The organism is Bradyrhizobium sp. USDA 3397, assembly GCF_054060965.1.
In genome coordinates this window covers 6,797,695-6,824,018 of sequence record NZ_JBSSDS010000001.1, presented here as the reverse complement: position 1 = coordinate 6,824,018, position 26,324 = coordinate 6,797,695, and the positions used below count along the sequence as shown (strand labels likewise).

General features: G+C 64.1%; 18 protein-coding genes, 1 tRNA gene and 2 pseudogenes. 3 read left to right on the top strand and 18 right to left on the bottom strand.

Annotated elements, in window-relative coordinates; genetic code table 11:
* Positions 1 to 11 precede the first annotated feature (11 nt).
* Both ACVWYQ_RS31535 and ACVWYQ_RS31530 read left to right on the top strand, forming a co-directional pair.
* A complete protein-coding gene (locus ACVWYQ_RS31535) occupies positions 12 to 1,325 on the top strand; it encodes a coiled-coil domain-containing protein (RefSeq protein WP_404543733.1) in 1,314 nt (437 codons plus the stop codon).
* 150 nt (positions 1,326 to 1,475) lie between these two features.
* Positions 1,476 to 1,550, top strand: a tRNA-Val gene (locus tag ACVWYQ_RS31530).
* A 655-nt stretch (positions 1,551 to 2,205) separates the two neighbouring features.
* On the opposite strand, the pseudogene ACVWYQ_RS31525 reads toward ACVWYQ_RS31530, so the two are convergent.
* A pseudogene (locus ACVWYQ_RS31525) lies at positions 2,206 to 2,517 on the bottom strand (transposase); the annotation flags it as partial.
* 2 nt (positions 2,518 to 2,519) lie between these two features.
* On the opposite strand from ACVWYQ_RS31525, the pseudogene ACVWYQ_RS31520 reads away from it, so the two are divergent.
* Positions 2,520 to 3,125: pseudogene (locus ACVWYQ_RS31520) on the top strand (integrase); the annotation flags it as partial.
* Positions 3,126 to 3,375: 250 nt separating this feature from the next.
* Here ACVWYQ_RS31520 and ACVWYQ_RS31515 read toward each other — a convergent pair.
* From ACVWYQ_RS31515 to ACVWYQ_RS31435, 17 genes are read right to left on the bottom strand one after another with little or no spacing between them, the layout of a single operon-like run.
* The gene (locus ACVWYQ_RS31515) at positions 3,376 to 4,284 is read right to left on the bottom strand and encodes a DUF6734 family protein (RefSeq protein ID WP_456726813.1); all 909 of its coding nucleotides are present in this window, start codon (positions 4,282 to 4,284) and stop codon (positions 3,376 to 3,378) included.
* Positions 4,281 to 6,929: a DUF6519 domain-containing protein gene (locus ACVWYQ_RS31510; RefSeq protein WP_456726812.1), complete on the bottom strand. Its 2,649-nt coding sequence runs from the start codon at positions 6,927 to 6,929 to the stop codon at positions 4,281 to 4,283. The genes ACVWYQ_RS31515 and ACVWYQ_RS31510 overlap by 4 nt, the downstream gene beginning before the upstream one ends.
* A 19-nt stretch (positions 6,930 to 6,948) precedes the next feature.
* The gene (locus tag ACVWYQ_RS31505) at positions 6,949 to 9,090 is read right to left on the bottom strand and encodes a hypothetical protein (RefSeq protein WP_456726811.1); all 2,142 of its coding nucleotides are present in this window, start codon (positions 9,088 to 9,090) and stop codon (positions 6,949 to 6,951) included.
* Complete coding sequence (locus tag ACVWYQ_RS31500) at positions 9,087 to 11,819, bottom strand: putative baseplate assembly protein (protein WP_456726810.1); 2,733 nt, start codon at positions 11,817 to 11,819, stop codon at positions 9,087 to 9,089. Before ACVWYQ_RS31500 ends, ACVWYQ_RS31505 begins: the two co-directional genes overlap by 4 nt.
* Positions 11,816 to 14,428 carry a putative baseplate assembly protein gene (locus tag ACVWYQ_RS31495; protein WP_456726809.1) on the bottom strand — a complete coding sequence of 871 codons (2,613 nt, stop codon included), beginning with the start codon at positions 14,426 to 14,428 and terminating at the stop codon, positions 11,816 to 11,818. Before ACVWYQ_RS31495 ends, ACVWYQ_RS31500 begins: the two co-directional genes overlap by 4 nt.
* Positions 14,425 to 14,859 carry a GPW/gp25 family protein gene (locus tag ACVWYQ_RS31490; protein ID WP_456726808.1) on the bottom strand — a complete coding sequence of 145 codons (435 nt, stop codon included), beginning with the start codon at positions 14,857 to 14,859 and terminating at the stop codon, positions 14,425 to 14,427. Before ACVWYQ_RS31490 ends, ACVWYQ_RS31495 begins: the two co-directional genes overlap by 4 nt.
* A complete protein-coding gene (locus tag ACVWYQ_RS31485; RefSeq protein ID WP_456726807.1) occupies positions 14,796 to 15,119 on the bottom strand; it encodes a hypothetical protein in 324 nt (107 codons plus the stop codon). Before ACVWYQ_RS31485 ends, ACVWYQ_RS31490 begins: the two co-directional genes overlap by 64 nt.
* 11 nt (positions 15,120 to 15,130) lie before the next feature.
* Positions 15,131 to 15,643: a phage baseplate assembly protein V gene (locus ACVWYQ_RS31480; RefSeq protein ID WP_456726806.1), complete on the bottom strand. Its 513-nt coding sequence runs from the start codon at positions 15,641 to 15,643 to the stop codon at positions 15,131 to 15,133.
* Entirely contained in the window at positions 15,640 to 16,770 is a 1,131-nt protein-coding gene (locus ACVWYQ_RS31475; protein WP_456726805.1) for a hypothetical protein, read from the bottom strand. Before ACVWYQ_RS31475 ends, ACVWYQ_RS31480 begins: the two co-directional genes overlap by 4 nt.
* The gene (locus ACVWYQ_RS31470; protein WP_456726804.1) at positions 16,767 to 17,135 is read right to left on the bottom strand and encodes a Base plate wedge protein 53; all 369 of its coding nucleotides are present in this window, start codon (positions 17,133 to 17,135) and stop codon (positions 16,767 to 16,769) included. Before ACVWYQ_RS31470 ends, ACVWYQ_RS31475 begins: the two co-directional genes overlap by 4 nt.
* Positions 17,132 to 17,746: a hypothetical protein gene (locus ACVWYQ_RS31465; RefSeq protein WP_456726803.1), complete on the bottom strand. Its 615-nt coding sequence runs from the start codon at positions 17,744 to 17,746 to the stop codon at positions 17,132 to 17,134. Before ACVWYQ_RS31465 ends, ACVWYQ_RS31470 begins: the two co-directional genes overlap by 4 nt.
* 41 nt (positions 17,747 to 17,787) lie before the next feature.
* On the bottom strand, positions 17,788 to 20,031 hold the full coding sequence (locus tag ACVWYQ_RS31460) for an eCIS core domain-containing protein (RefSeq protein WP_456726802.1): 2,244 nt from the start codon (positions 20,029 to 20,031) through the stop codon (positions 17,788 to 17,790).
* A gap of 50 nt (positions 20,032 to 20,081) precedes the next feature.
* Positions 20,082 to 22,037 carry an eCIS core domain-containing protein gene (locus ACVWYQ_RS31455; RefSeq protein ID WP_456726801.1) on the bottom strand — a complete coding sequence of 652 codons (1,956 nt, stop codon included), beginning with the start codon at positions 22,035 to 22,037 and terminating at the stop codon, positions 20,082 to 20,084.
* Positions 22,034 to 22,303, bottom strand: a complete 270-nt coding sequence (locus ACVWYQ_RS31450; RefSeq protein ID WP_456726800.1) for a hypothetical protein — start codon at positions 22,301 to 22,303, stop codon at positions 22,034 to 22,036. The genes ACVWYQ_RS31455 and ACVWYQ_RS31450 overlap by 4 nt, the downstream gene beginning before the upstream one ends.
* The gene (locus ACVWYQ_RS31445; RefSeq protein ID WP_456726799.1) at positions 22,300 to 24,261 is read right to left on the bottom strand and encodes an ATP-binding protein; all 1,962 of its coding nucleotides are present in this window, start codon (positions 24,259 to 24,261) and stop codon (positions 22,300 to 22,302) included. The genes ACVWYQ_RS31450 and ACVWYQ_RS31445 overlap by 4 nt, the downstream gene beginning before the upstream one ends.
* On the bottom strand, positions 24,258 to 25,595 hold the full coding sequence (locus ACVWYQ_RS31440) for a DUF4255 domain-containing protein (RefSeq protein WP_456726798.1): 1,338 nt from the start codon (positions 25,593 to 25,595) through the stop codon (positions 24,258 to 24,260). Before ACVWYQ_RS31440 ends, ACVWYQ_RS31445 begins: the two co-directional genes overlap by 4 nt.
* Entirely contained in the window at positions 25,592 to 26,323 is a 732-nt protein-coding gene (locus ACVWYQ_RS31435) for a hypothetical protein (RefSeq protein WP_456726797.1), read from the bottom strand. Before ACVWYQ_RS31435 ends, ACVWYQ_RS31440 begins: the two co-directional genes overlap by 4 nt.
* Position 26,324 lies beyond the last annotated feature (1 nt).

Sequence of the window (26,324 nt, the reverse complement as noted above, 5' to 3'; positions counted from 1 at the left end):
AGTTCTGGCCCATGGTCGAACCGATCATGTACCTGGCGATCGGTTTCCTGCTCTCGATGCTGTGCGGGCTTGCGATCGTGCCGCTGGTGCATAACCGCGCGGTGCGCCTGACCACGCGCCGGTTAGAAGCCGCCACCCCGCTATCGATGGCCGAGATCCAGGCCGACAAGGACCAGCTCCGCGCCGAATTCGCCATGTCCGCCCGGCGGCTGGAGATGAGCGTCGAGCAGCTCAAGAACAAGACCACGAGCCAGCTCGCCGAGCTCGGCAAGAAGAGCGACGCCATCAACCGCATGAAGATCGAGCTCGGCGAGAAGAACGCCACCATCTTCGCGCTGGAGGCGCGCGAGAAGGCCGTGAAGGAGCAGCTCCGCGCCACCGAGGAGGAATTCGCCGCCAAGACGGCGTCCTTGCGCGAAGCCGAGATCGCGTTGACGGACAAGCAGGCCGAGCTCGCCAAGATCAACTCCGAACTGTCCGACCGCTCGATGATGGCGGAGAGCCGCCAGGTCGAGCTGGTCGCAGTGCGCGCGCAGATCGAGGAATTGAAGCACCGGGTCGGCGATGCCGAGAAGGAATTTGCCGCCACGCAAGCGCGCCTCGCACAGGAGCGCACCGAATCCGAGACCGCCTCGCGCGAGCTCGGCGAGGCGCGCGGCCGCGTCGAGAATCTGAGCCAGCGCGTCACCGAGCTCGACCGCCAGCTCATCGTGCAGGTCAAGGAGGCCGAGATGCTGTCGAGCCGCGTCGCCGATCTCGAGGGACGCCTTGCCACGCAGGGCAAGCTGCTCGCCGAGCGCGACTACGAGAACAACCAGCTGCGCCAGGCCAACGAGGGCAATGAGCGCACCATCAAGGAGCTGCGCGTCGAGATCGCGGGCCTCAGCGGCGGCAAGTCGTCGGCTGCGATGGAGCAGCTGCGCGCGGAAAAGGCCGCGCTGGAGGAGCAGCTGCGCAGCGCGCGCGACGAGCGCGCGAAACTCCAGCGCGACATCAACGCGATCCAGCAGCAGGCCGAGAGTTCCTGGGCGACCGAGCGCATGGAGAACGCGCTGCTGCGCGAGCGCATCAACGACATCGCGGCCGAAGTGGCAAAACTCGCGATGCAGCTCGAAGGCCCGAACTCGCCGATCGAGGCGCTGCTCGCGGCCGAGGCCGGCCAGCCGCCGAAGCCGGCGCCGCGCCCGGCCAACGACGCCGCGACCAACGGCGCCGCGACCAGCAGCGGTTCTGCGCCCCGCCTGCCCGAAGGGGGCGGAACGCTCGCCGAGCGCATCCGCGCGCTCCAGGCCCACGCCTCCCGCGCCCGCCAGCAGGGCGCGTAAACGGGTCAAAACCCGGCTTCCCCTGCGGGAGGCGAAGGTTTTCCGCCCCGGCGACGCCTTGAAAACTTGACACCTTGGGCCGGCACTTCTAAATCGCGGGCTCCGACGTGCCGGCCGGCCTAAGGTTGCGGCCGCCTGCATGATGGTCCCGGGCGCATAGCTCAGCGGGAGAGCGTTCCCTTCACACGGGAGAGGTCCAAGGTTCGATCCCTTGTGCGCCCACCATTAGACTCCTTAATCCAATAACTTAGCAAATCGATTCCCCGGGACCGTGCCCCGAAAAGTTTGGGGCACAACAGGGGCACACCTTCAGGCGGCGACGTCGCGAGCGGACCCGATAGGCTGTTGGTACGCTGGGGCCGAGTGCGTCTTGAGCTTCAGTTGGTTCCGCAAGACATCTCGGGCTGTGCATTGAGCCATCGCGTTGCCCGCGAAGAGAACGACGCAGGCGGCCCAGAGCACGGAAGCCAAAATGTAGCGGCAAACTCGCGTTGCGCTTGAATAGCCATTACCCGCCGTGCACCGGGCTCGGCTTCTGAAAATAGACATGGCGGACAGCTTTTTCTGAAGCGTTGGACACAAAAAGCCCGCCTCCGAGTCAATGGGAAGAACGGAGGAAAAATGTCATCCACGAACATTCCTCCCGACTTTGATGCGTCCGGAGGCGGGGCCCGTGGCCAAAAAGTATTCCAATTCCCAAAATGGCAGGTGGCAGTCCGTAAGCCTAGTGACCCACCCGCCCCATCAGCCCTAAAGGGATGATGTCACTGAAAGGTAGCACTCAGAGCAAACCGACTCAACGCCAAAGTCCGCTGTGGGTCTTGGTCGTGTAAAAACGCCGGTCGCTAGGCAGTCGAGCGGAAGTCATGATCGCTTGGTGTCAGGCCGCGATCGCAGCCATCAGCGGCTTGATCCCGACGATGTTCATGACCCGTGTCAGATTGTAGGCCAGGACGGAGAGCGCCATTTCGGCCGCCACTTTCGGAAGCGTTTTGGTCAGGAAGTGTGTCGCTCCCATGCGGGCTTTCATGGTGCCGAACGGATGTTCGACTGTTTCGCGACGCTGACGCATGGCGTGCGGGTTTGCATCAAGGCGATGCTGCACAGCCTCGAGCAGATGCTCATGCTCCCATCGCGTAAGCCGCCGTTCTGACCCAGGCGTGCATTGGGTCTTGAGCGAACAGCTTTGACACTTCTCGGCCCACCGCGCTCCAGCAAGCCAAGCCAGAACACGTCGATTTTCGGCGACGCACGCTGCACATTCCCAAACCAAAGGGCGGGAAGAAGAAGGCCTTCGATATTCCGTTGTCGCGACAGATGATCCTTTGCCTTATCCGCGCAATCCGGTTCGGTAAACAAATGTATCCTCTGCAAGCACAAGAATGGGTGTTTCCAGCCGACAGCGCGTCAGGGCATTTGGCGGAAACGAAGGAAGATCGAGAAATACTTTCGAAATGGGGCAATGATCTCCGACAGACCTTCCGTACGATTGCAACGGCTGCGGGAGTCTCGGAAGTCGACGCCAAGTTGCTGATGAATCATGCCATTCCTGGAGTGAACGGAGGCTACATCACGCGGCATAAGCTTCTTGAGGATCATCTGCGTTCCCAGCAGCAGGCGATCAGCAACGCCGTATTTGCTGCCTTGGGCGCGTCGGTGACCCGGGAGGGCTCGTTGCAGGATTGGCTTGGAAGAGGTGGTAGCCGAAGAGCAACCCAACGGGCCGCTTCAGATAAACAAGGCGCGGCCCCGCCGGTTGTTCAAATTCAGCAAGGATCAATCGGGGGCTCGGTGCGTTGACACTTCGGCTCACGAATCGGTCCAATCCATCATGGGCCAATTTGGGCTGATTTAGGCCAGCGAGAACCAACTCGATCAAAAGTTATCCTCGCTGCAATTGAGCGCGTGCCGAACCGGATAAGAACGAAAATTGGCCAACCGTTCATTTCGAAATGCTGCGCTTCTTACCGCCACTATTTCTCTTTGTTTTTGGATTTTATCCGCGCGAAAGGAGCAGGTCGAACGCTTCCAGCCCGCTCCTTTTCGTGCTCTACGTTGTGGAAAACTGGCTCGCCGAGCTATCACTCAGCGCCAAGCATCGTTGGTAGCGCTCTGGATACTTGCGGGCGACTACGCGTTCTAGATGCTCACACAAATCAGGGTCGCGCTTTGAGCTAGCTATCAGGTGAGTGAAGCCAGCCTCCCCCGCTTGCGCCAACCCCTCGATGCTGTCGAACAGATACGATACTGTGATTTCGCAAAATGGAGATGTGGAGCGGCTCTGATGGTAGGCAACGCAGGCCGAGAGCATGAACTGCTCCATGGTGACAAAATCCTCGTCGCGCCGGGGGCGCTGCTGCCAGGCGAGCTGATTGTCGGGATGCTCGATGAAACGGATCACCTCAGTCGCGTAGTGGCGGATGAAGTCGGTGCGCGTACCTCCAACAATGCCGCAATTCTCTGCCTTCAGTTCACCGGCGATCGGGATGTAGGCGTCGAGTTCGAGAGGCATCCAGCCGCCGGTGCGGCGAATATCGTGCTCGATGCTCTCCGGGCGATAGGATGATGCGCCGTAATTCATATGCTCCGGGCTCTGAACGAACAGCGGCGCGTGCTCGAGCCGCTGCGGCAGCGGCCTCCACAGGAACACGTCGCTGTCGAGGTGGACGAATGGAGCATCCTGCGCCGCGTAAGCATACAGCTTGCCAATCGCCCACCAATCCGGATCGTGATCGGCGAGCGCATCAAGCGCCAAACTGACGCTGGCAAATTCAAGGCCGAGGCCATCCACCAGCAATGCGGCCCCGTCTCGATCGGTTAACAGTTGCGTGTCCCGATAGTGTTGGCGCGCAAGCTCGAATGATAGCACCCAAGATAGCAGATGATGCTTCGGCGTGAGCCAGCCCGGACGCCGATTTGCGTTCAGCGGCTTTGTCCACAAAGACCAGACTGCCTTCATGCGATCCCCCCTTCGGCGATCAGGCGCTCCGCGCCGATTCCGACAAAACCGAGCGGCCCGGCATATCGATAGGTGTAGTAGCGGGGTAACGACGGCAGGAGCCAGAACCACGTCTCGAAATCGGGCTCCGGGACAGGCGATGAGAAGACACTTCCGGCGCTCGCACGGGGGCTTGCATCAAGCAGCGACCGCTTGACCACAAGTCGGGATAATATACGGGAAGCAACACCGGCGGGGATGAGAGTGACGAGCGGGTCGTTGCCATAGACCACCTGCAACCGGGTAAACCTTGCGTTGCCCGTCCCGCGCGTCAGGACGCCTAGTCGCGAGCCTTTGACGAAAGTACGGCCGCGCTGAAAGAGCTCTTCCAGGTTGGTGGACGAACTAGTGGGTGCGCCGCTGAGCGCAGTACTGTGACCAAAGTGCAAGCCGTCGCTGGCACGCTTGATGTCGAGGCTGATGCGAACCGGCACGCTTTGACCTCTCGATACGGTGACGCGCCTGATCGACGACTCGAGGATTTGCCCGTCGCGGATGTCGGCATGGAAGAGCTCGACGTCGGAGCGAAACCCACTGAAGCCTCCCGTTGCCTCATGGACGCAGAAGAAGACAGAGAACTCCTGCTCCGAAATCCAGTTGTAGACGATGCCAGCTGTGCCGTTATTTGGGGTCTCTATCGTTGTACCCACATACTGGGCGTTTTCCTTTAGAACATAGCGGTTGATCGCCGTGGTTGGCATCACCGACTGGCCCGGCGTCGAGTCTGGCCGCGTACCTGCGTTTTTCGCCGTCTGCAGCACCAGATTGCCCGGCCCGAGTTGCCATCGAGAGGCGGGACCACTGTAGTCGAAGACTTGGAATTCACGCTCGAACGGCACCGTTCTGACGCGGGGAACGTCGCGCCGGAGAAGATCGCTCAAGAACGTTGCTGTTTGCGGCAGGGGGCGCCAGTCGACCACGCCGTCATTGCGCAGTGAAACATCTCCCGACAGCACCACCTGCTGATAGCCGACGATGGCGCCGGCGTCGCCGCTGGCCGGGCCCCCGGGTGCCCGAAATGGGATATCGCTAACGACAAATACTGACGCATCGTTGACTGCGTCCGGATCGAGCTTCTGCGGGACAAGGATATCGAACCCCTCGGCGAACTGGCTAGCAGGGAGCTCAGTACCGGTCTCCAGCGGACGCGAGCGGCCGATGGGATCGACATGCAGCACCGACAGGACTTGGGTGCTGCCGACCACCGGATTAAGTGGTGCACGCAGATCCAGCACTTCGTCCGGAAAGCGCAACAAGGCGAGCGGTGAATAGTGATGGGCCACTCCCGAGGGCGCTCGATCAAGCTTCTCGGCCGAGGCATCGATCGCACGCGCTGCAAATGTCCAGAAGTCGCCGACACGAAAGAGCCCGTCAGCAGGTTCGACATCGAAGGCCACACGGATGCCGCTCTCTAGCGTGATCAGCCGGTTCGCCGCAGCGGGCACCGGAATCGTGCCGGGCGCAGCCGCAGCATCGAGGTCGATCACCACAGCGCCCGCGGCGTCGCGAACGATTCCCGCCTGATCCCAGCGCCGCATACGGGTCCGCCGTGCCGCCAAGATGTCTGTCATCACGCCGGTCGGTATCAAGTCAGCTGGAATGGCGCTCGCAAATGTGATGCGCTGATTTTCGTAATCCACATCCTGGATCTTGAGCATGGCGCCGGCACGTTGCGCGAACTCCCGGCGGTCGTCAGTGAGTTCGATCCAATGCCCACGCTTGAAGTTGAGAACCGAATCACGCCCGGTCGAGGCCACGCGAACGGTCGTGCCTGAGATGATCTCGGTCAAGGTCGTCACGATCGTCGCGTTATCTCGCGACCACTTGAAGGTTGCCGTGCCAGCTTTACCGCCCTCATGCACCTCGACGCGGTAGAGTTGATTTTCCAGGCCACGATATCCGCCGCTCATGGCAATGAGACATGGGTCGGTTGCTAGGCTTGTCGGATCGACCTCGGTGGTCAGACGGCCCGCAGAGGGCCGGGTCCGCTCCGTGAGCGCGGCCAAAGCAAGCTGCAGGCTTCCACCGCCGCCGGTGACGTTCGGCAGGAGACGAACTTGCCAGACGGTTTGCAACCGGGTGGTCGTATCGACGCCATTGAGCGCCTTTTCCAGCAATGCCGGCTCCTCGATCGAGGTGACCTCGCGTTGCCACACATCCAGGTAGACTAGGTGTGGTCCGTCGCCGCTGGCGAGAGCATCGGGCGTGGGCCAATACGGTTGCTGGTCATAATCGATCGTCTGCCCGATTGCTTCGCCCAGCACGCCGATGGTGCCACCCTCGGCAAGTGGTTCGGCGAGATCGAAGGTGAACGGCGTGGCGCCATGGTTCTCAGCGAGAAGCCCGTCCACATACATTCGACCGCGTCCGATCTTCAGCATGCGCCGCCCGCCTTGGGTCACGATCGAGACCTTGAAGCCGTCGGCAGTCTCTCGCGGAACGCCGCGCCGTCCAAGCAGGTCCACCGTTTGGGCCCGAGCACGCCGCTCGATAATGGCGCCCTGTTCATTCCAATCGGCGTCGAGCGCGACGCGCCCCTGTTGCATCCGCACAGCACTGAAGTTGCGCTGCGGCTCGAAGGAGTTCCGACTATAGTCACCGCTCATCACATCCTCGCGCTACGCGTCATGTTTCGAAGAAGACTCCCGCCTCGAGACCAAACCGCAGATACTCCTCGACTCGAACGTCGAGGTTCATTTGCCGCTGCGGCTGTAACAGCACGTGAAACGCTCCCATCTCCGCTTCGTCTTCTGCACCGGTCACGATCTCGGTCGGGCACGAGCGCCCGAGTTGTCCATAGCCGGGTCGGCCATAGCGCAGAGACGTGAAGCTCGGTCGTAGCCAAGCCTGGACGGCGGTGCGGACGGATGCAGCTTCGCCATCTTTGACCAAGGCATTGGTGGCGAGCTCGCGCTCCCTGATCTGTGCCGAGATCTCGTGATCGGGCTGGCATTGGAAGCGTCGCGGCGTCACCGCGGATTCCGAGACGAACGAAAATCGCACGCATCCGTTCTGCAGCCTCGCGGCGCGGATCGGCGGCGGAGGCGTCGTTCCCGCTTCCGCATCGGCCAGCACGATGCAGTTCGTGATGAGTTCGAACGCCTCCGCAAATATGTGGCCGATCACCGTCGTGGCATCGAGCCTGAGCGGACCGCCGTTGCCAACGCGGCCGTCAGGCCCTGTGATAGTGCCCGCATAGGCAAGGCTACTTGGGCTTGTGGCATCCACAATGCTGTCCTTCACCACTGTCTGCGCGCGCACCGACGAGCGCAGACCGCCGATGATCGTCCGCTCGATGACGATCTCGGTATCGGCGACATCGGCAATCAGGCTGGGGTCACTGCTTTGCGGTGTGCCGTCGATGGCGAGTGTGCGGCCTGGTACCAATGTGCAATGACGGATGAGCAACTGTTTCAGGCCCTTCGCCTGCAGATCAAGGAAAACCGGACGGCCTGCCAACACCAAACCATCGAGAATACAGCGAGCCTCGCCGCCTGTGCCATTGACCTTCACGGTCAGGTCGCCGGAAAGATTGATGGTAGGTCGCTGTCTATTCGCGGCGCGCAGAATCACGGTCTTGCCGGCCGGGACCTTGACGGTGATCGCCTCCGCGTAGGTTCGGCTGTCCGCGATCTCGCAGATGCCCCCGGTTGATGCGATCTCATCGAGGCCCGACTGTATAGTCGGCCTCTGCGCCGAATCCTCCGATACGCGCGTGATCGGCTGAGCCGACGCACCCAGGAAGTCCGCGCGATCATACTGACCGGCCCCCATCGGAGCACTGAAACCATAGTGAAAACTGACTCGCGTCTCAGCCTCGGGCGGTTGCGCATCGCGGAACAACAGCCGCCCGAGAACCGGATCTATAGCCACCCGCTTGGCCGGGCTCGCCAGCGACCATGCGCCGCCCGTCCGGGTCGAGAGATTGCAGACTTGGACTTCACTGGCCGGAATGGTCGTGAGCGCCTGACCTGGGCCGCTCCTGACTTCGATCAGCAGGCTCTTGTCTGGTCCGTAGTAGAGGTCGAGGTAATGCGCGAGCACGCGGCGGCTGATCGGTAGCGGCACGTTGAGCGGTGTTGCAAGATGGTCCTCTTCCGGATCAGCTTTAGTGAACAGCGGTGCATCAATTCCCAGCGGGTTGAACAGGAAGCGGCGATCATCGACGCGCAGCGCAGTGGCACGCCGCAGCGGATACGAGAGGAGCCGCCAGAGGAACAGTCCAACGTTCGGAATATTGTAGCGGCCGCCTTTGCGGGCAATCGAGCGCACGTCAATACTATGCTGATGCTGATCGAACGCGGTCCCGGCGCGCTCAAGCGCCTCCCAATTGCGCAGATCGAGCGTGTACGTGCTGTGCGGACGCAGGTGATTGAGATACTGTGTCGTCGCGACACGCTCGAACAGCTCGACCACACGCGCTCCCCAGTTGGTCGCGTCACGTGCGACCTGCTCTAGCGTCGTCGCCGTGCCCTTGCGCCGGCGGTACGCGACTGTATTGGCGACCTCGGTGCGCGGACTGGAGAGCTCCGGAATCACATGATGCAGCGGCTGGTAGCCGATCAGGCTGCCAAGGTACGGCGCCACCCAGTCCGCGCAGGTCTCGATGAATTGATCATCGTACAGCTGCGCCAGATCCTCCTCGATTTCCGCCACCTGCTCGGCGAAGACGGCTATTAGATCACGCAGGGCACCTCCTTGCTCTGCGTCGCGCAGCCGATGGATTGCGGGGAGAAGCTGGTAGAGCGCGTTTGCGTCGTAGCTCACGACATCACCTCCAGCCCGTCGAATGGATCAGCCGAGAAGGACAGCAGCTCCGCCCCTGCGAGGCTGTCGTCGGCGAGACGCTCGGCCGGCCGTGCTGGAAGGAACGCGTGCGGTTCCGGCGCATCCTGTGGCGGCATACTGCGGTAAAGGCGATCAACCGAAACCGCCTCGACACCTGGGACGGTGCTGCTCACCGCAATAACGTGGCTGAGTTTGAGTGATTGTGCGAATTCCCGTGCCGCAAAGCTAAACACCTTGCGTAGAGAGACCGCCACCGCCGCAAGCACGGTCACGGCACGGTAATCGTGCTGGACTTTGACGCGCAGCTTGAGCCGGACGTCGACGGGCCGATACGAACCGACCTCGATCGGCGCGAAGGGATCGCCGATGCCATGCAAAGCTTTCAACAGGCTGTTAGCGGTCTCGCTTGTGGGGCTCACGCGGGCCCCCTCTGGGCCGGCCACCGTGATGAAAATCCGTCGTCCTCGCCCGTCCCAAATCAGCGTCGCGCTCGCCTTGGCGATGCCGGCGAAGGTGCGGGCGAAATCTTCGTAGTCCTTGAGCGAAACGGCGCGACCAAGTGTCAGCATGGTGAGAGGCGCGACGCGGCGCGTCTCGTCGGTGCTCTCGGCATCTTGCGCGCCCTCGCTGGGCAGCGGATTGGTGACTGCTTTCAGGCCGAGCGGGCGCGTCACCAACAGCCCGATCTGCCCTTCCTTGACGATGCCCGCGAGCCCGATCCCCTTGCGATAGGAGGCGACGATATTGTCCTGCCCCGAGAGCGGAGCGGCCCCGGTTTCGCCATCGCCGAACTCGACGATAGTGGTGCCGTCTTCGGTAGTTCGGGTTGCGTAGACCTGCTCGTGTCCGCCTCGGCCGTAGAGCGAGGGGACTTCTTGCCACCTCACGTCGTTCACCCGAACCGTTAGGGTGGATTGGCGACCCTCGTCGGTCGGCATGCGGACATACGTAAGGGGACGCTGGCGCAGCGCGAAGCGCAGATGCTTGCGACTGCTGTCGCCGCTTCCCAGGATGTCGGTGACCAGCTCACCATGGGTCGCACGCGCAACGTTGGCCAGCACCTGGACCGAGGAGCGGTCGTAGGCGTTAACCATCGGCTTAATCAGTCGAAGGCAGGAATGCGCGTCGTCTTCCCGTTCCACCCGGTCCAGGATGACGGATTCGGCAACCACGGGATCTTCCGGCCGTGCCGGCACAAAGGTTGGCGGCGTGTCCTTGAGGACATCGAGCATGCCGTCCCGGCCCGCTGCGGTGCGTAGACGCCAACGCAGGCTTTGGCCGCCCGGAAGTGGCAGCCCCGGGCCCATCACCGTGAGGATGCTGTCAACCGCTACCGTGAACCACTCACCCGTTTCCGACAGGAGCGTCATCCGTTTTCGGATCAGCATCAACGGGCGCCTTCCCCGAACGATCAGCCGCCGTCCCGGGACGAGATCGCTGACAACGCTTTCCAGCGGGATTGCATCGCCCTGAACCGGCTCCGTCAGCGGCGCGGTGGCGAGTTGCAGCGGGTCACTTTGGCCGAACACCGTCGTTCCGCGATAGTTCGGTCCACTGAAGCGATCGAGATTGACCGTACTGTCGAGCTGCAGTCGCGTACTCTTGCCACTGACGAGGTAGCGGGTAAGCGCCGTCTCCTTGACGGCGCCGACTTGGTAGAGCTCCTGTGCGTCCGGATTTGACAGCACGACCCAGCTTCGCGGCAACAAGGCTGGATAAGCGTTATCCAGGTCGATCACGTCCTCAGTGATCACGAACGGCCAGTCGTCGGTGGCTGCCTGACGGGGGAAAGCCTCGCGCAGCACCGTGGGGTGCAGCGCGCCGGGATGTGGCGCGTTGTAGCCGAAGAGCGCCGCGCGCTGCCGGATCAGATAGATGGAAAGTCTTGCTGACGCGGCAACCTCGGCGACCCACGCGCCGACGCCGCGATCCAACGTCAAGACCACACGGCCGGCATCGTCGGCCGCGACGGCCGCGACGATGCGCTGCTCCCAATGCGGAGATCCCCGCCGGTCAATCCGTTGCGGGCCGACGAGAAGCACAGGATCACCGGCCTTGATGGGCACGGCGGGCGCCTGAAGGAACAGGATCGAATCGTTGGGACGTAGTCGGTGCGGCTGCGAGCGTCGCGGCTGCAGCGCGTTCCAAGCGGCGCGCGCTCGCATCTCCTCGATGGTTTCGAAGAATTGCGGCTGCTCGCCTGCGCCCGGGATGCTCTGGAGCCTGGTTCCGGTCGGAATGGTTGCTTCAGCCAGGCCAAGTTCGGGCGTGCCGGGGGCGGACTCGATCGTGAACGCCACCTCGACTGAGGCGGCCACGCCCGGCCGGCGGCGATGGCCGATCAGCCGCACCAGCTCGGTGACGGAGACGGATTCGACCGCGGTCGCGAGAAACGACTCGTTGGCGATGCGCTCCTGGTAGAAGGTCAGCACGTCGCAGACCGTCGCCCATCCATCGACGAGCGCAATCGAGAAATCGTCATTGCTGCGCGTCCGCAATCGGCTCAGGGCCGGAAATTGGGACCCTGAGAGCGAGGCCAGCATCGCCTCCTTGAACGTCGCATGGGTACCGGCCCGATAGGAGATTGCCGGTTGTCCAGGAGGATTGGCGCGCAGATCGCTCGCGGCCGCTCGATTGCAGCTGCACTCCTCGGCGCCCTGCGCCAATGCGGCGCTGCCCACGATAATTTCGTTCGAGCCGTCACTCATTTGCCACCGCCCATCGTCAGCCGCAGCAGACCGCGTTCGCGGAAGTTCGGATCGTTGTCGAGACGAGCAATCTCCAGGCGCCCGAATTCGATCTGGCCCGCTTCGAGCGCCTTGCGATCGGGCTCGCCAATGCGATGAAAGCGCGTAATTTCAACAGATTCGACGCCCGGAATCGCCTGGACCGCCGCGTAGATCACGCCCAGATAGATCGGCTGCCCGAACGTCAGATTATCCTGGTGGAACATGCCGCGGCGGCCATCGGCCAGAACGCGGCTGCTCAATGCTTCAAGCACGGCTGCCTTGACGTTGCTACGGAAGTGGTCGCGGTTGACGCAGATGCTCAGGTCGAGCTCAAGCGGCACAAAGCGCGGACCATCTACTTCCACGTCATGGCCGGCCAACCGGTAGCGCTCAAGGTGGCCGCGCATTGCCAGCTCGAATTTGGGTGTCACTGCGCGGGCATTTAAGCGATCGATGGTGACGAAGGCTGTGTGCCAGCTGCCGGTCCAGCGCAGCGTCGCGGCGGCGCGGCCGACATCCGGATGCCGTTCGGCAATCGCCGAGTAGTCCTCTTCCGTCACCGCCCGTTGCAGCGTGCGGAACGCAAACGGGGCCCGCTGTCGCACCTCCTCGATGCTCTCGGGATCGAGGCCGCCAGTTGCGGGGAGCGGATTGCGCGCGCCGGCGAGCCGGCCGTGATCCGAAACCACATGCACCAGCGCCTCGGCGCCGACATTGCCGGCACTTCCCTGGCCTATACGATAGGTTGCCGTGAACGTAGTTCCGGTGGGCGCTCGCATGCCATGACGGTCATCGCCGAAGCGCAGCACCGCTCGGTCGTCTTCCATCTCGGCCACGAAATGGCGTGCGTCAGCCCCGCTTTTGAGGAGATCGGGCCGTGGCTTCCAGGAGAGCTTTTGTGGCGAGGAACTCTCGACCAGCTCCAGATCCGGTTGCAGCTCGTCGGGTGACCAGAGCATCGCGGCGCGGGCGGAGCGAGGCAGCGCCGTATCGTCGAAGACGATGCGGTGGGTCAGCGGCCCGGAGCGCAGCGACGGGCGAAAGCGCGGCGGGCGCGCGCTTCGCTGCGCCTCGCTATGCCCATGCGTTGCGCTCGTGCGCTCGAGGGATGCGCGGGGGGACGGTACTGGACCAAGGGGCTCGGCTTCGATCGTGTGACCATGATCGGCGAGTACGATGTTGCCACGGGCGACGCTGACCCCCTCAAGCGCGATCCGGCCGTGGTCGGCATCCGTGCGAGAGGAAATGCTGAGCGAAAACGGCAACGCATCCTCTTCTCCCCAGGCGATCTCAGTGATCTCGTTGGTCGGAAAGGCGGGATCGGTAAGCGGCTCGTCCGGGTCGCCCGGATTGACTTTGTGCTTGAATGCACGAACCGCCGTGAGCAGCACCGCGTGGCGCATGATCGGGTCTGCATCCTCGGCACGGCCGGTGATCGGCGACAAGACCTCTTCGAAAATGAGCACATCGCCGCGCCGGGCGGGCGCTACGGCGTCAAGATGGGGAAAATGTCCCTTAAGGGTCGCGCGGGTAGCGCCCCTCGGTAGGCAGCATTCGCCCTCGCTCCACGTATAGAAAGCCATGCGATCGTGGGCCTCGAAGAGCGTGACCGGGTGCAACGTCTCGAACACTGTCGGATTTTGGTCGAGAGCGAGGCTGAGCGGGTTCGGGCGACCGGGTACTCCGATGAGGCCAATGCGTCCCGCGGCATCCGCAACGCGTGTAAGGAGCTTCGTTTTCGTTGCCACAGGGACGCCCTCGCCCTGCGTCTGCGGGTTTCCTGAAGGAACAAGCTTCAGCTGCACCCAAGCACGCGCGTTGCCGCCATCGTGCATGCGATAGTCCACCATGCGCGCATGCCGTCGGACCGACAGGCGACGGCGTGCCGTGCCGAGGTAGGCCTCCGTGGCCACGGCGTCCTGCTCATAGCTCAGATGGTCAGCGACATAGGCCAAGAGCTCGACCAGGGTCATTCCTACATCGGCCGGATTACGGTCGCGCCAGGCAGGCATCAACATCGACAGGCGGTCCAGGATGAGCCGCCTGAAACTGGCGTAATCCTTGGCGAGATAGTTGATCGGCGGCGCCGGGGTCGGCGTCACCGCCTCTGCCCGTTCGGGATGGCAATCAAACTCGTTCGGACATTCGACCTTGAAGGAGAAATCGACGAAGGAGAGGGGCGGATCGAAGTCGTTGCGGGGCTGCGGATCGCCCGGCGCGAGCACGATGCGCAGGCGATAGGTCGCGTAATCGCCAGCGACATCGGTCCGCACCACCAAAGTCTTCGCTGCCTCTGGAAGGCCGGAGAAGAACGCGGCATCTTCGTTTCCGAGCGCCGCAGGCGGGATTGCGTTGGCTGGATGCGCCCACGAAACGCGGATCTGCGTGATACGTTCGCCGCCTTCGATCATGACGTTTGCGCCGCTCAGGCTGGCAGCGGGACGCAGCAAGCGCACCAGCAGAGTGCGCTGGCGCGGAGTATGTACGGGCGCGCTACGATCCACGACCTCAAGGAAGTCGATGCCGTTGAGCATATTCTGTTGCTCGACGAGATCGCGACGGCGACGATTGCGGCAGCGATAGATCATGGCGCTGCCGCCTTCCTGGCGAGCTCGGCCGTGACGCTCTCTTGGCTGCGGATGTTGGTATAGACGATGCGAACGGTCAGGTTCGCTTCGTCAGCCGACACTTCGACGTCCTCGACGACGATCAGATCACCGAGCCAGCGTTGCAGCGCTCCTTTCACGAGGAACTGAGTTGAGGCGGCGAGCTCCGGAGTATTCGGTGCAAAGACGAGCTGCGAGACGCCGCTGCCGAAATCAGGACGATTGACCCGCTCGCCCACACCCGTGAACAGCACCTGCTCGATCAGGTCGCGGATGTAATCGTCATCACCGGTTGTCGCGGTGCGCGTGCGGCCGTCGAAATGAAATGGGTAGTCGACATGCATGGCCGTCAGCTCCCCGTCACGCGCGTTTGCATAGAAATGGGCACCAGCGGTGTACCGGTCGGCACGCACACCGACTGGTCGCTCTGGAGCAGGACCGGCTGCCCCAGGACCGAAACTCTCACAGCCGCGGTGACGAACTGGGCCGTGACGCAAGGACCATTGCCCGCGGGCGGCGGCGGCATCGTGCAACCGGCCACCGCGTAGAGGCTGGCGATCGTAACCACCGGCGCCCCACTTACCAGCACGCGTGGATTAGGACTGAGCGGCTGCGCCTGCCCGGCATGCGAGCACAGCACCGTCGCTCCGAGATGCAGGATGAAGCCCGGCATGGGTGCCCCCATTAAACTACGGCGAGTGCGCCATTGTTGATGCTTACCGCTGGTCCGACCATGATGATGCTCGCTCCCTTTCCGTTCTGAATGTAGATGCCCGTGTCATTGACGATGATAGTGGCACCGGTGGCGCTCTTGAGCATGATGCCGCCGGTCGGCCCCGGCACATCGTTCACCGTGATGCCGTTCTGCAGCGTCGTCTGCATGGTGATGCCGGGCACGGCAGGCGGGACGAGACGCGCCATCGCCGGTACCTCGGCGACCGTTCCCCAGAAGCATCCCACCCAGATCGGATAGTCGGGATCGCCTTTCTCGAATTCCACCCACACGCCGGCCGCGATGGGCGGCACTGTGAACAGGCCCATCTGCAGCCCGCCTACCGGCGCGCAAGGCATCGCCCAGCTCGTCAGCATGACGTTGGAGACGTCGGGCACGATGACTTGGATGCGGCCGATCTCCATTGGATCGATATTGTTGACGACCGTCGCGCGGTACTTGCCGTAGAACTTCTTATCGCTCATACCGGCACCCTCGGCAGGGTCGAGACGAGTGCATTGCGGGCCAGGCTGAAGCGCTGCTTGTATTCCCCACGCTTGAGGTTATGAGCTACGCTCTTCACGTAGTAGAGGCCATCAAACGCAGGCCCGGCGCCGCGCACGCCGACGAGTTCGCGCGATTTGAGAACTCTGCCGTAGCGCAGCACATCGACCGTGCCGTCGGCGAACACCGCGTCGGAGTGCTGCGCGGCATAGGCGAGGCCACGCATGATTGCCTGCAGTGGCGAGAGCTGTGCTGTGTCGTTGAGCGGTTGCACCCTCGGGGGCAGCGGCGGTATGAGGCCGAGCGGCGGGTTGAGCGGAGAGATATCCGGTATCGGGATTGGGATCGGCGCCTTCGTGACCGTCTCCTGAATAAAGATCACCGGCAACTCTTTCTTCTCCTTGTCGAATGTGAAGCTGAGACTTTCGACATTGGTGTGCGCATCCATGTCGACGTTCAGCGCCGGCTGGGGAGCGCCCACCCTGACCTCTGGCCCCCAGTAGGCGAAGCTCAATCCCAGCTGATTGCCGGTCCGCATGTAGAAGACGTATCCGGCTTCCCGTGCGAGCTTCTGCACGTAGTCGAAGTCGCTACCTTGGTGCCGCGGGATGCGCTCGACTGGAATCGGCAGATCCTCGACGATGCCCGGGATAACCATCGGCACGATGCCGAGCCAGGCATATTTCGCGAGCACCAGGAGGACGCGCGCCGCCGGCGTCATGGCTGGATATGGCACCCCGCTGAAGTCGAGCAGGGTCATCGCGGCGCTGAGGTCCTTTCCCCGCACCTTGAGCATGGAGGGCTCGGCGGCATTGCCTGGAGCGACGGCGACATGTGTCACGACCCCGTCGATCAGGACGTCGGTCGTGCCGTTGAGCGTGATCGCGATAATCACGCGCAGGAGCGGCGGCATGGCGCCCGCCGTGATCAGGAATACCGTATGGACCGACGACCGTTTGTCGAGCGAGAAGCTCAGCTCGAATCCGCTCTGCGTGTCGCCCGAGTAGGTGTTGACTTGCACGCTATCCAGCGCATCCAGCACATCGCGCGGCACCGGCAAGGGCGTGCCTGGCCCGCTCATCAGCGTCAATCGGATGCCCTGGATCATCGTGAGGCTCCGTCGGACGGCGCCGGAATTCCCTCCGGCAAAGTGATCCGAATGCGCCGTCCTGGCTCTTCGACCAGTTCGGCCGGACGCATGGCGCCGTTTGCATCGCAAAGGCGCCAGAACTGCTCGGGATCGCCGTAATAGCGGGTGGCCACCGCATCGAGGCGCTCTTCCTGAACGACGGTGTGCTCCTGCAGAAGCGCGAAGCGATCAGCTGACGGGACGAACCGACGGCGCAAGTACACGACCGTCGCACCCGCTGTCTCGAAAGTCGCGGTGCCGAGGCCATAGTAGCGGCTGGTCGTCGCAAACAATGTCGTGTTGACGACGCCTGCCTGGAGCAGCGCCTGAACCGGGTTGCTCATGGCAGTGCTCCGATACCGAGGCCGCCGAGATCGGTCTGTGCGCCTTTGGCCGACAGTTGCTCCTTGGCCTGCAGGTAGCTCATGAACATATCGCCGGCGCGATGGAGGAAGCCGACGTCGTCGACACTGAGCACCCGCATGCCCAGTGAAACCTTGACGCGGATGGGATTAAGGGCGGCGTCAAACGCTTCTTCCGTAACGCTGAAATCGGTCATCCGGATGGGCAGCACCCGGCTCTTGCCCCACACGAACAACGCGAGCGGTGCATCCATTGGCGCGATTTCGAGCGTGCCGGCATTGGCGAGCGCATTGTTGGTCCGCAGCGTCGCGCCCGTGGGGTATAGAATGGTCTCGAGCGCCGCGAGTTGAGGAAACACGCCGAATCCGGTCGTGACGCCGTTGCGGTCGGGGAATTCCAGCTGGTCGGTGGCATCGATCTCGGCATCAAGCCTGATCGTCTCAACCGGCGCCCCCTTCAGCCGAAGTGGCTGCGAGCGGCTGCCGCCACCTTCCGCTGCAGACTGCACCTGCAGCGTCCGGGTGATGGAATCCGGATTATATTGCAGCATGATGACGCGCTTGACTGCAGCGCTCAGCGGATCGAGCAGCACAATGCCGCCCTTGAGAATGCGTGGAGAATTCGGGAAGGATGTCATGGCGGTGTCGTCCCCCCGTCCCGCACATTGCGTGCGAATTGTGCATACGAATCGGCATTGTCGTAGGCCTGATCGGCGGTCATGCCGGCGTAAGGCCGCGGCGTGTACCTCTGCCAGGCCTCCTCCCCCCGGCCCGCATAGCGATGCGCCATTTCATGGACGATCGTCACCACGCGCTCGTCCCGTTCCGAGACCTGAAACCAGCGCGGGCAAAAATGGATACTGCCCCCGCGCGGCGAAATGCCCAGGAAACCACCCGTGTAGGCTACCGTATCTTCGCTGTCGCAGTTCGTTTCACACTCGAATGGCAGCTCGCCGCTGAGCGCCGCCTCGATCTCGGCGAAGCGTTTGCGGACGCGCATGAGGTCACTGGTTGCCTTGGGTTCAATCTTGAAATGACGTTTGAGCTGAAAGGCGACCCGCGGGTCGGGCGTGCCGGCGGCCGACAAAGCGTCGAGCTTGCTCACCGCCCCGCGGATCCAGAGCTGGGCGGTCTGTGCGCAGGAGACGAGCTCCGCCTTCCACTGCGGCGGACAATCGGTGAACTCGATCTGCAGCGCGTCATTGCGTAGCCGCATCACCAACTTGGCATACGAGTCGGCATTGTCGAACGCCGCACCCTTGTCGAGCGCGCCGCATTTCGGATTGTATGTCTCGTCCTTGGCGTCGCCTTGCTTCTTCGCGTGATGGAAAGCCTCGTGAACAAGCACCGACGTCTGGGCGAGCGGACTGAGGTCGAAGAATTCCGGATAGAGGGCTACCTTGAGCGGCATGACGTCCTTGTCGGCGACGGGGGCGCCGCCGGCCGGCGCAGCCGGGTCGTCCCCTTCCACCAGCGCTCGCGCGAGAAGGCCAGGCTCGGGCGGTAGCTCTGTCGTGTCCCCCCTCTTGCTGTGGGTTCGGAAGCCGGTGAATGGATCGGCGGGACAGATGAGATTGAGCCGCGCGAGCGCCTTGGCGATCTGGTTGAGGTCGGTGACGATCCGGTCAACGTCTGCGTCGGTTGCGTCCTTGAAGAAGCAGTCGATAACACCCCCGACCTGCTTGAAAAGGCTCGGCGATTGCCTGGACTTGTTGATCAGCTCGAGCGCGTTGGCCACCGCCCGCTTGGCCTCTTCGAACGCGAAATGAATGGCGACCGCCCGCGTCGCCGTGCAGGCTCCGCTCTTGGCGCCGGGCGTCTCACTGCGCGTCACCAGCCCGGCGGCGAGTGTCGGCTGCTTTTCATTCAGCACGCGCGACAGCTCAGCGTGGTTGTCGCCATCGACATCAGTCACGATCTCGTTGATTGAGAGCCCCTTGCTGGGGTCGAGAAGAGTGAGGACATCTGCAGGGTCCGCCTTGTTGAAGATCTTGATGATCGCCCGCTCATCTACCTCGCCCGTAGGCCCGGCGAGCAGCTCCTGGATCAGGATGCGCCGGACATCGACCGACGACATCCCTTTGTAGTCCTGGTCCAGGCGCCAGGTGCCGACCCCATCCTTCCCGATGATCGCGCGCGCCTTGTCGTCGCTCAAGAAATCGAGGGTTCCGCAATCGCACTGCATGTTCTTGACCACGCGATCGAGATACTCGGTGAGCTCTTCATCCGAGAACTCACCGGACTCGATGCCGAAGAAGCGGAGCGCGCTGCTCCCGATCGAAAGCCGTTGCAGGACGGACTCTGCTGCGGCCGCTGGGGTTCGGCCAAGCGAACCGCCTGAGCCGACGATCGCGGCGGCGCGATCGGCCTCGCTCTCATTGGCGTCCCGAGCCGGACCGACGTGTAGGACGGAAGGGTGCGAGCGCGTGACCGCTTCCTGCTGCATCACGTGTGTAAGCTCGTGCGCAAGCGTCCGGCGGCCAACGGCGGTTGATGGCGCATATTGTCCGCGCCCGAAAACGACATGGCTCCCGACCGTATAGGCGTGGGCATCGACGGCCTGCGCGGAGCGCGCGGCAGTCGGGTCGGTATGCAGACGTATGCGGCTGAAATCGTGCCCGAAGCGGGGCTCCATGTAGGCGCGGGTTAACGGGTCCAGCGGCTCGCCCGCCGAGCGCAGCACTTCGTGCACAATCGGCGGCGCCGTGCGACCGTCACCGTGAGCTCGCCCAGCCGCTTCCCGGCTGCAGCTTTCGCATTCAAAGCCGAAGGCTTGCGTGCGACCGCAGCCGCATGTGCGCTGCAGGCTGAAGGCGCACGCGGTACTGGCGGGAGCTGCGGCTCTCGCCGAGAGCGGCGCTCGACGCGGCTTGCTCATCGGCGCTCTCCCGGCCGCGCTTTCAGGGTGGCGTGCGGGCCGCCCGGCCGTCATTGCTCGTCCCTAGGAACGCCGGGGAAGGCCTTGATGGCGGCGCAGTAGTTTCCTCCCCGCGACTTCAGGACCCCGTCGGCCTCTTGCGATTGCCCGTACATTGCCTGCAAGAGCTGCGCCCAGCGCTCCAGACCGCAGGCGCCGAGCACCCGATTGGCGGCCGTGAAATCTCCTTCGAAATACGCCGCCGCAAGAGCATCTTCGCCGATCACGGCGACGAGCTTCATCACCTGCTGCACGTTGTCGCCATAGCCACTCTCCGATGTCGCGCCGATCTCGTTCGCGAGCTTGCGGGTAAAGTACTCGGCCGTGCCTTCATTGATGAAGTTGCGAAGCTGCTGAGCGAATTTCGGGTGGGCATGGGCGTGCAGGCCTTCGTGGATCAAGACGGTGAGATCACGCCGGTCAACGGCGTAGTAGATGACGGGCCGATCAAGCGTCGCATGCTCGAGCTGCCCGCCTGCGCACGTCGGCTCGTCTGCCGCCGATGCGATCACCCTCGGGGGCTCCGGACCGGTATCTGTCCAGCCCACCAGATTGCCCATGTCCTGGTTGGCCGATTCGGGGTGACGGCATTTGAACCACATCTGCAGCTCGGCTTGCGTCACCGGACGGAAGCGAGCGCCATGCAGCGGCCCGGCGCCGGCGCTGAGATACTTGCCGTAGCGGCGGCGGATCAGGCTTTCGGCTTCGTTGAAGCCGACGCGTGCGCTCACGGCGCGCTCACGGCGGTCGGTGAGCGCGCCGATGATTGCGCCGAGCCCGGCTCCTAGTCCGCCGCCGGCCACCGCACCGCCCGCGGTGAGCCCGGCCAGCGCTGCAAGCACGGTGCCGCCACTCAGCACGCCGGCAAACGCAAGCCCCACGCCAAGTGCAAGCCCAGCGGCCGCGCCGAGTCCTGCGCCCCACTTGAGGCCGCTCCAGGCTCCGCGCGCCGCGCCGGAACGGGACGCATATTCGATCTGCTCATTGATCCGCTGCTCGAGGACTTCCGGATCCGGCCGGCCTACGATGTGATAACGCTCGGTCGATCCGACGTAGATCACCAGCTGCGGAACGTCACCGGCTGCTTCCTTCTTGACGGTCGTGGCATTGCTCGGCTCGTCGACGTCGACGGTGTAGAAGCGTACAGGCACCGGCGGCGGGTTTGTGCGGAACCGTTGGCAGATCGCTGTCAAGTCGGCCTGCAGGTCCTTGCAGGGATGACACCACTCGGCCCCGTATTCGACGATCGTGACGGCGCGCGATTCCAACAGGATCTCGATTTCTTCACCTGCGATCGGTTGCAGGCAAGGCGATATTAAAGCGGCGTTGGCGTGCTGGGGCTGCGATGCACCCGCACTCTGCGCGGGCTGCTCCTTGCGGCGCAGACGGCCTGGCGCCAGCGGAGCCGGCGCCAACGCGGCTGCCTCCGCGCCCATCGCCTCGGCGGCGCGTGCTTCCGCTTCGCCAGGCGCATCTGCACCGGCGATCTCGATCGGCGAGTCCGGCCGCGCGTCGCCCGCATCGTGGGAGACGTGATGCAGCTCGTGCGCGAGCAGCTTGCGCCCGGATTCGCTGTCGGGGGCGTACTGGCCGGATCCGAACACAATGTCGCGACCGACCGTGTAGGCGAGCGCATTGACATTGCGTGCCGACTCGGCCGCCCGCGCATCGATGTGCACACGCACGCCGCCGAAGTCGTGCCCGAACCGAGGCTCCATGAACGCGCGGGCTCCGGCGTCGAGCAGCTGGCCCGGCGAGCGCAACACCTCGTTCACGACGGGCGGCGCTATCGCTGCAGCAGCGCCACCCCCGCGCCGGTGCAGACGCTTCTTCTGACATTCCTCGCATTCACCTTGCAGAGAGGCCGCGCCGCCGCAAGAGCACTTGCGCTGCAGGAGTCCGACCGGCGCGGGTCCATCGCCCAAAGCCGGCTCTCTGGTTGTTCTGCCTAGCGCGCTCGCCGTCATCGCCTCGTATTCCCCTGAGGTTCGGCGCTGTAGAGGGCTTCGGCGACCGCGGACCCGATCGTCTGCGCGGATGGCTGATTTCGAAGCGAAATCCGCCGGGCGGTGAGCGCTGCATGGGCGCCCTGCGCCTTGTAGAGCGCCGGCAGGCCCCGCTCGCCGATCAGGCGGGTGAGCTCGCGCTCGATCGCCTGTGCGACGCCGCGACCATCTCCCTCTATGCCATCGAGGACTAGCTCACCAATGTGCAGCTCGACTGCCGCAGTCATTGCCAGCCTCCGATCTCGCTTGCCGTCAGGGCTTTTTCCAGCTTGGCGTATTCACGCTCGGCGGCGCGTCTCAGGTGCGCCATGCTGATCGGCTTTCCCTCTTCGGCGGCATGGAAGGCGGCGTTGAGGGCGATGCCGCGGATATTGCCGCCCGGTATCTTGAGGCGGGCCAAGAGGTCGAAGTCGAGTACCTCGGTCGGAGTTGCGGCCGGAAAGATGCGGCGCCAAATCTGCGCGCGCTGGCCATCGTCGGGGAATGGGAATCTAACCACGAAGCGCAGGCGGCGCAGGAAGGCAGGATCAAGCGCCGCCTTCATGTTCGTCGTGAGAATGGCGAGGCCGCGATAGGCTTCCATGCGCTGCAGCAAATAGCTCACCTCGATATTTGCGTAGCGGTCGTGGCTGTCCTTGACCTCGCTACGCTTGCCGAACAACGCATCCGCCTCGTCGAACAACAGGATGACGCGTGCCCGATCGGCGGCGTCGAAGATGCGGCGCAGGTTCTTCTCGGTTTCGCCAATATACTTGCTGACCACCTGCGAGAGGTCGATCTGGAAGAGATCGAGCCCGAGCTCGTTGGCTAGCACTTCCGCTGCCATCGTCTTTCCGGTGCCGCTGGCGCCGGAGAAGAGGACGCCGAGGCCGAGGCCGCGCGTGGCCTTGGCAGCGAAGCCCCAGGTCTCATACACAGTGTGGCTTTGGCGCACATTGGCGGCGATCTCGCGCAAGGTTTGCAGTTCGCAGCCCGGCAGAATCAAGTCGTCCCAGTTGGCAGATGGCTCGATGCGCTGCGCAAGCTCGCTCATAATCGTTCGCGCATCGGAACGGAAAACCGCTCGTAGCTCGCGGGCGGCGCCGCAGATGCCGGCGTCGCTCTCCAGGCTGACGCGCACGGCGCGGATCGCCTGTTCGGAGGGGAGTGAGTGGCTAGCGAGTGCATCGAGCTCGCCGTTGAGTTTTTCGGCGGCGCTGCCGAGGGCAGTACGCCAGAGGCCGCGCCGCTCGCTCCAGTTCAGCGGCTGGATCTCAAGCTGCGACATCGGGGTTCCTTCGAAGCGCAGCGGCGTGCGGCAGAACACCGCCAGCGGGCCGGCGATCGCGGCCGCGAACGACATGGCTGAGCGCTCTTGCGCTTCGCCGGGCGTCAGCGACTCGCAATCGAGGATCAACGCGGAGCCGCTGAGCACCATCTCTCGTTCGGCGTGCCGCAGCAGCGCTGCGCGCTCCCCAGGCGCTTGCGGAATGTCGCGGGCCGAGATGCCGAGCAGTTGCAGGCCGAGCCGATCCGCCGCCGCGGTCGCAATCGCGATCTTGCTGCCGAGCTCACCACAGAGCTGTACGGCCACCCCGCGCTCGGCCGGTCGGCGCCACAAGAGCGCGAGTTGCTCGGCGAGCTTGATCTGCGAGGGCGCCAGCAGGGCCGAGGGATGGACCGGCTCCATGATGCCTTGCAATGGCTCGTCGATGTAGGAGATGCCCGTGAGATAGTGCAGGATGCGCTCGTCCACACGCAGCGCTCCGGTCGTCAGCGAATCGCCGGCAGCCTCGACCAGGCGCCAGCGCCGCAGCGGCGCCACTGGCGTCAGTGCGCTCCAGTGCGCGTTCGGTAGCGCCGCGAGCGCGAGACTGAACGTCGGATGGCAGCGCTGCCTATCGCCCAAGAGCGCGGCGAGCAGTGTGGCCAGGCGGCTGTCGAGCTCGACGCCGGCGCAGAGCAGAAGAACGTCCCGTTCGAAGCCTGAAAGCCCGAACGCTTCGCACAGACGGCGCAGCATCGAAGGCTCGCATCCGGCCGGGTCTGCAGCGGACGGCGCGCCTGCGTGATCTGGCTCAGCGCCGCCGAGGCCGGTGACACCCAGCCGGCGCGCGTGGGCGAGCAGATGTCCACGCACGCGGGCGAGCTCGCGGCTCAGGCCGTGCTGGTTGGCTTCCGCCCATCGCTGCGCCAGGACGTTCACGTCACTACCACTTTCTGCGTCGCCACGAAGGCCGGCGGCCGCGCCGAGCGGTCGATCAGGATGCTTTCGGCGCCATCGACGCGAAGCCGCACCCAATACGTGCCCGGTACGATCCCGGCGGTCGAAAAGGTGAGCTGCCGGGTCGACGCCGTGGTGATCGACTCGGCCGGGACTTCCCGCTGCCCGACGATCAGCGAGACGCGCTGGTTCTTGCCGACCGGCGGGCTGCATTCGACGTTGATCTGTTTGCTGGCGGCCGCGTATGCGACGCTCACGATGCGCGGCGCGAGCATCATCGCGAGCGCATTGCTGGTGCGTGCCGCATCCTCTCCCGGAGGCTTGAGCACGATCGTCACGTCATAAGGACCGGGACGCCAGTTCTCGGGATTCTCCGGTGCGTCGGCTGCGACCGGTCCGGTCGCCGGATCGGACGGAAGCTGCACCGTGCGCCTTAACGGCGTCCCGCCGGCGACCGCCTTCAGCGAAAAGGCGCGGCGGGTCCGCGGATCGGTGAAGCACACAACAATTTCGTCGCTGGCCAGGTAGTGCCCCTCCAGCGTGACGACCTCGCCCATCCGCACCACGTTCATTTCATCGGCAAAGGTCAGCGCCGTGAGGGTAGGATACGGCGGCAGCAGGGTCGGACTCGCCGTGATGCCTTCCTCACGGCCCGTATCCGGGTCGCGGCGACCGCGTGTGAGCACCGGGAGTGGTGCGCGTCGCGGCCGCTTGCTCTCCATGAGGACGACCGAAACCTCGTAGGCAGCGGTCGGGCGGTAGCGCGCTTGGAAGGCGCTCCACAGCTTGGACATCTCCTCGGTGGACAGGTTCGCGGGCGTAATGCGAATTAGCTCCTGCTGCTCGGCGAGTTCTGAACCGGCGACCGCACGCAGCGCCGGCGGCAGACTTTCCTGATCGACGGCTACGCCGGCGAGCGAACTGCGGATCGCTTCGCGCGTGAGCACTGTGTTCTCGTGTAAAAGCAACATCGCGTATCCGAGAAGGATCTCACTGTGGAGCTCCTCGGCGCCGTAGGCTGTCACAAGGTAATGCAGGTTGAGCGAGAGCAGCGGATTGCCGAGCCGCTGTCCCTCTGTGTTTCGGGTCGGGAGATCACGATTGCGCCAGCCGGAATTGGGCGTCACCTGATGCAGGAAGAGATTGATCTGGCTCGTCTGCGCAGCGTCCACATCGGTGCTTATGCGATCGGGTGGCAGCGCCGTCACGGTGACGTTGCCGCCGATTGCCCCGCTGACGTCATGGTTGACGAAGCCGTCGTTCAGCAAGTCCTTCAGGACTCGCGTCACCGAGGCGATCGCCAACGCGTTGCTCATCGCGCCGTCCCTCCGCGCTTGAGGTACTCGTCGAGCGAAGGGCCGGAGGGAGCCAGTGGTTGGCGCGGCGCCGGGGGGGCCGGCGCGGAGGAGCGCACTTCGACGCGACCGATGGTGATGCGGATGATGTCCGTGGAGGCGCGTTGGGGTGCCGCCGCAGACATTGGCATGTAGGGCTTCAGCCGTTCGGGGTGCAGCAGCTGTGCCGGCTCGAACGCGGCCTCGATGCGCGCCGGGCGCGGAGCCATCGCTGTCGGCGCGGCTGGCGTACTTGCGCCCACACGTGCCAGTCCTGGCATGACGGGCGCGCCGTCCTTGCTCACCGGTTGCGCCAGCGCTGCGACTGCAGACGCTGGCAGCGTCAACCGGACGAGTGGCGCGGGCGCTCGTTGCGGCGGTGTCCTGCGGCGCGCGACCGGCTCCTCAGCGTATTGCTGCTCCGCTTGTGCGGGCGGCGGAGCAGGCCGACTGGTGTTCGGCGCAACGGACGAGAGTGGGCGAGCGCGCGCCGAGCCAGCATCCACCGGCGTATCAGGCCGCCTCGTCGTCTGTTCAACGAGCGGCAGTTCGGTTGCCGGCGATACGACGCTGGAGCCCTCGTCCGGCTGCTGCGATGCAGGCACGTCTGCTTCTCTCAGCGGCGCGCCAAAGAAGGCGGCCGGTCGCGGCTGCACCGCCGCGGCGAAGCCGAGAGTACGAGCGCTGAGGCGGGCTAGGAAGTCGGCCATT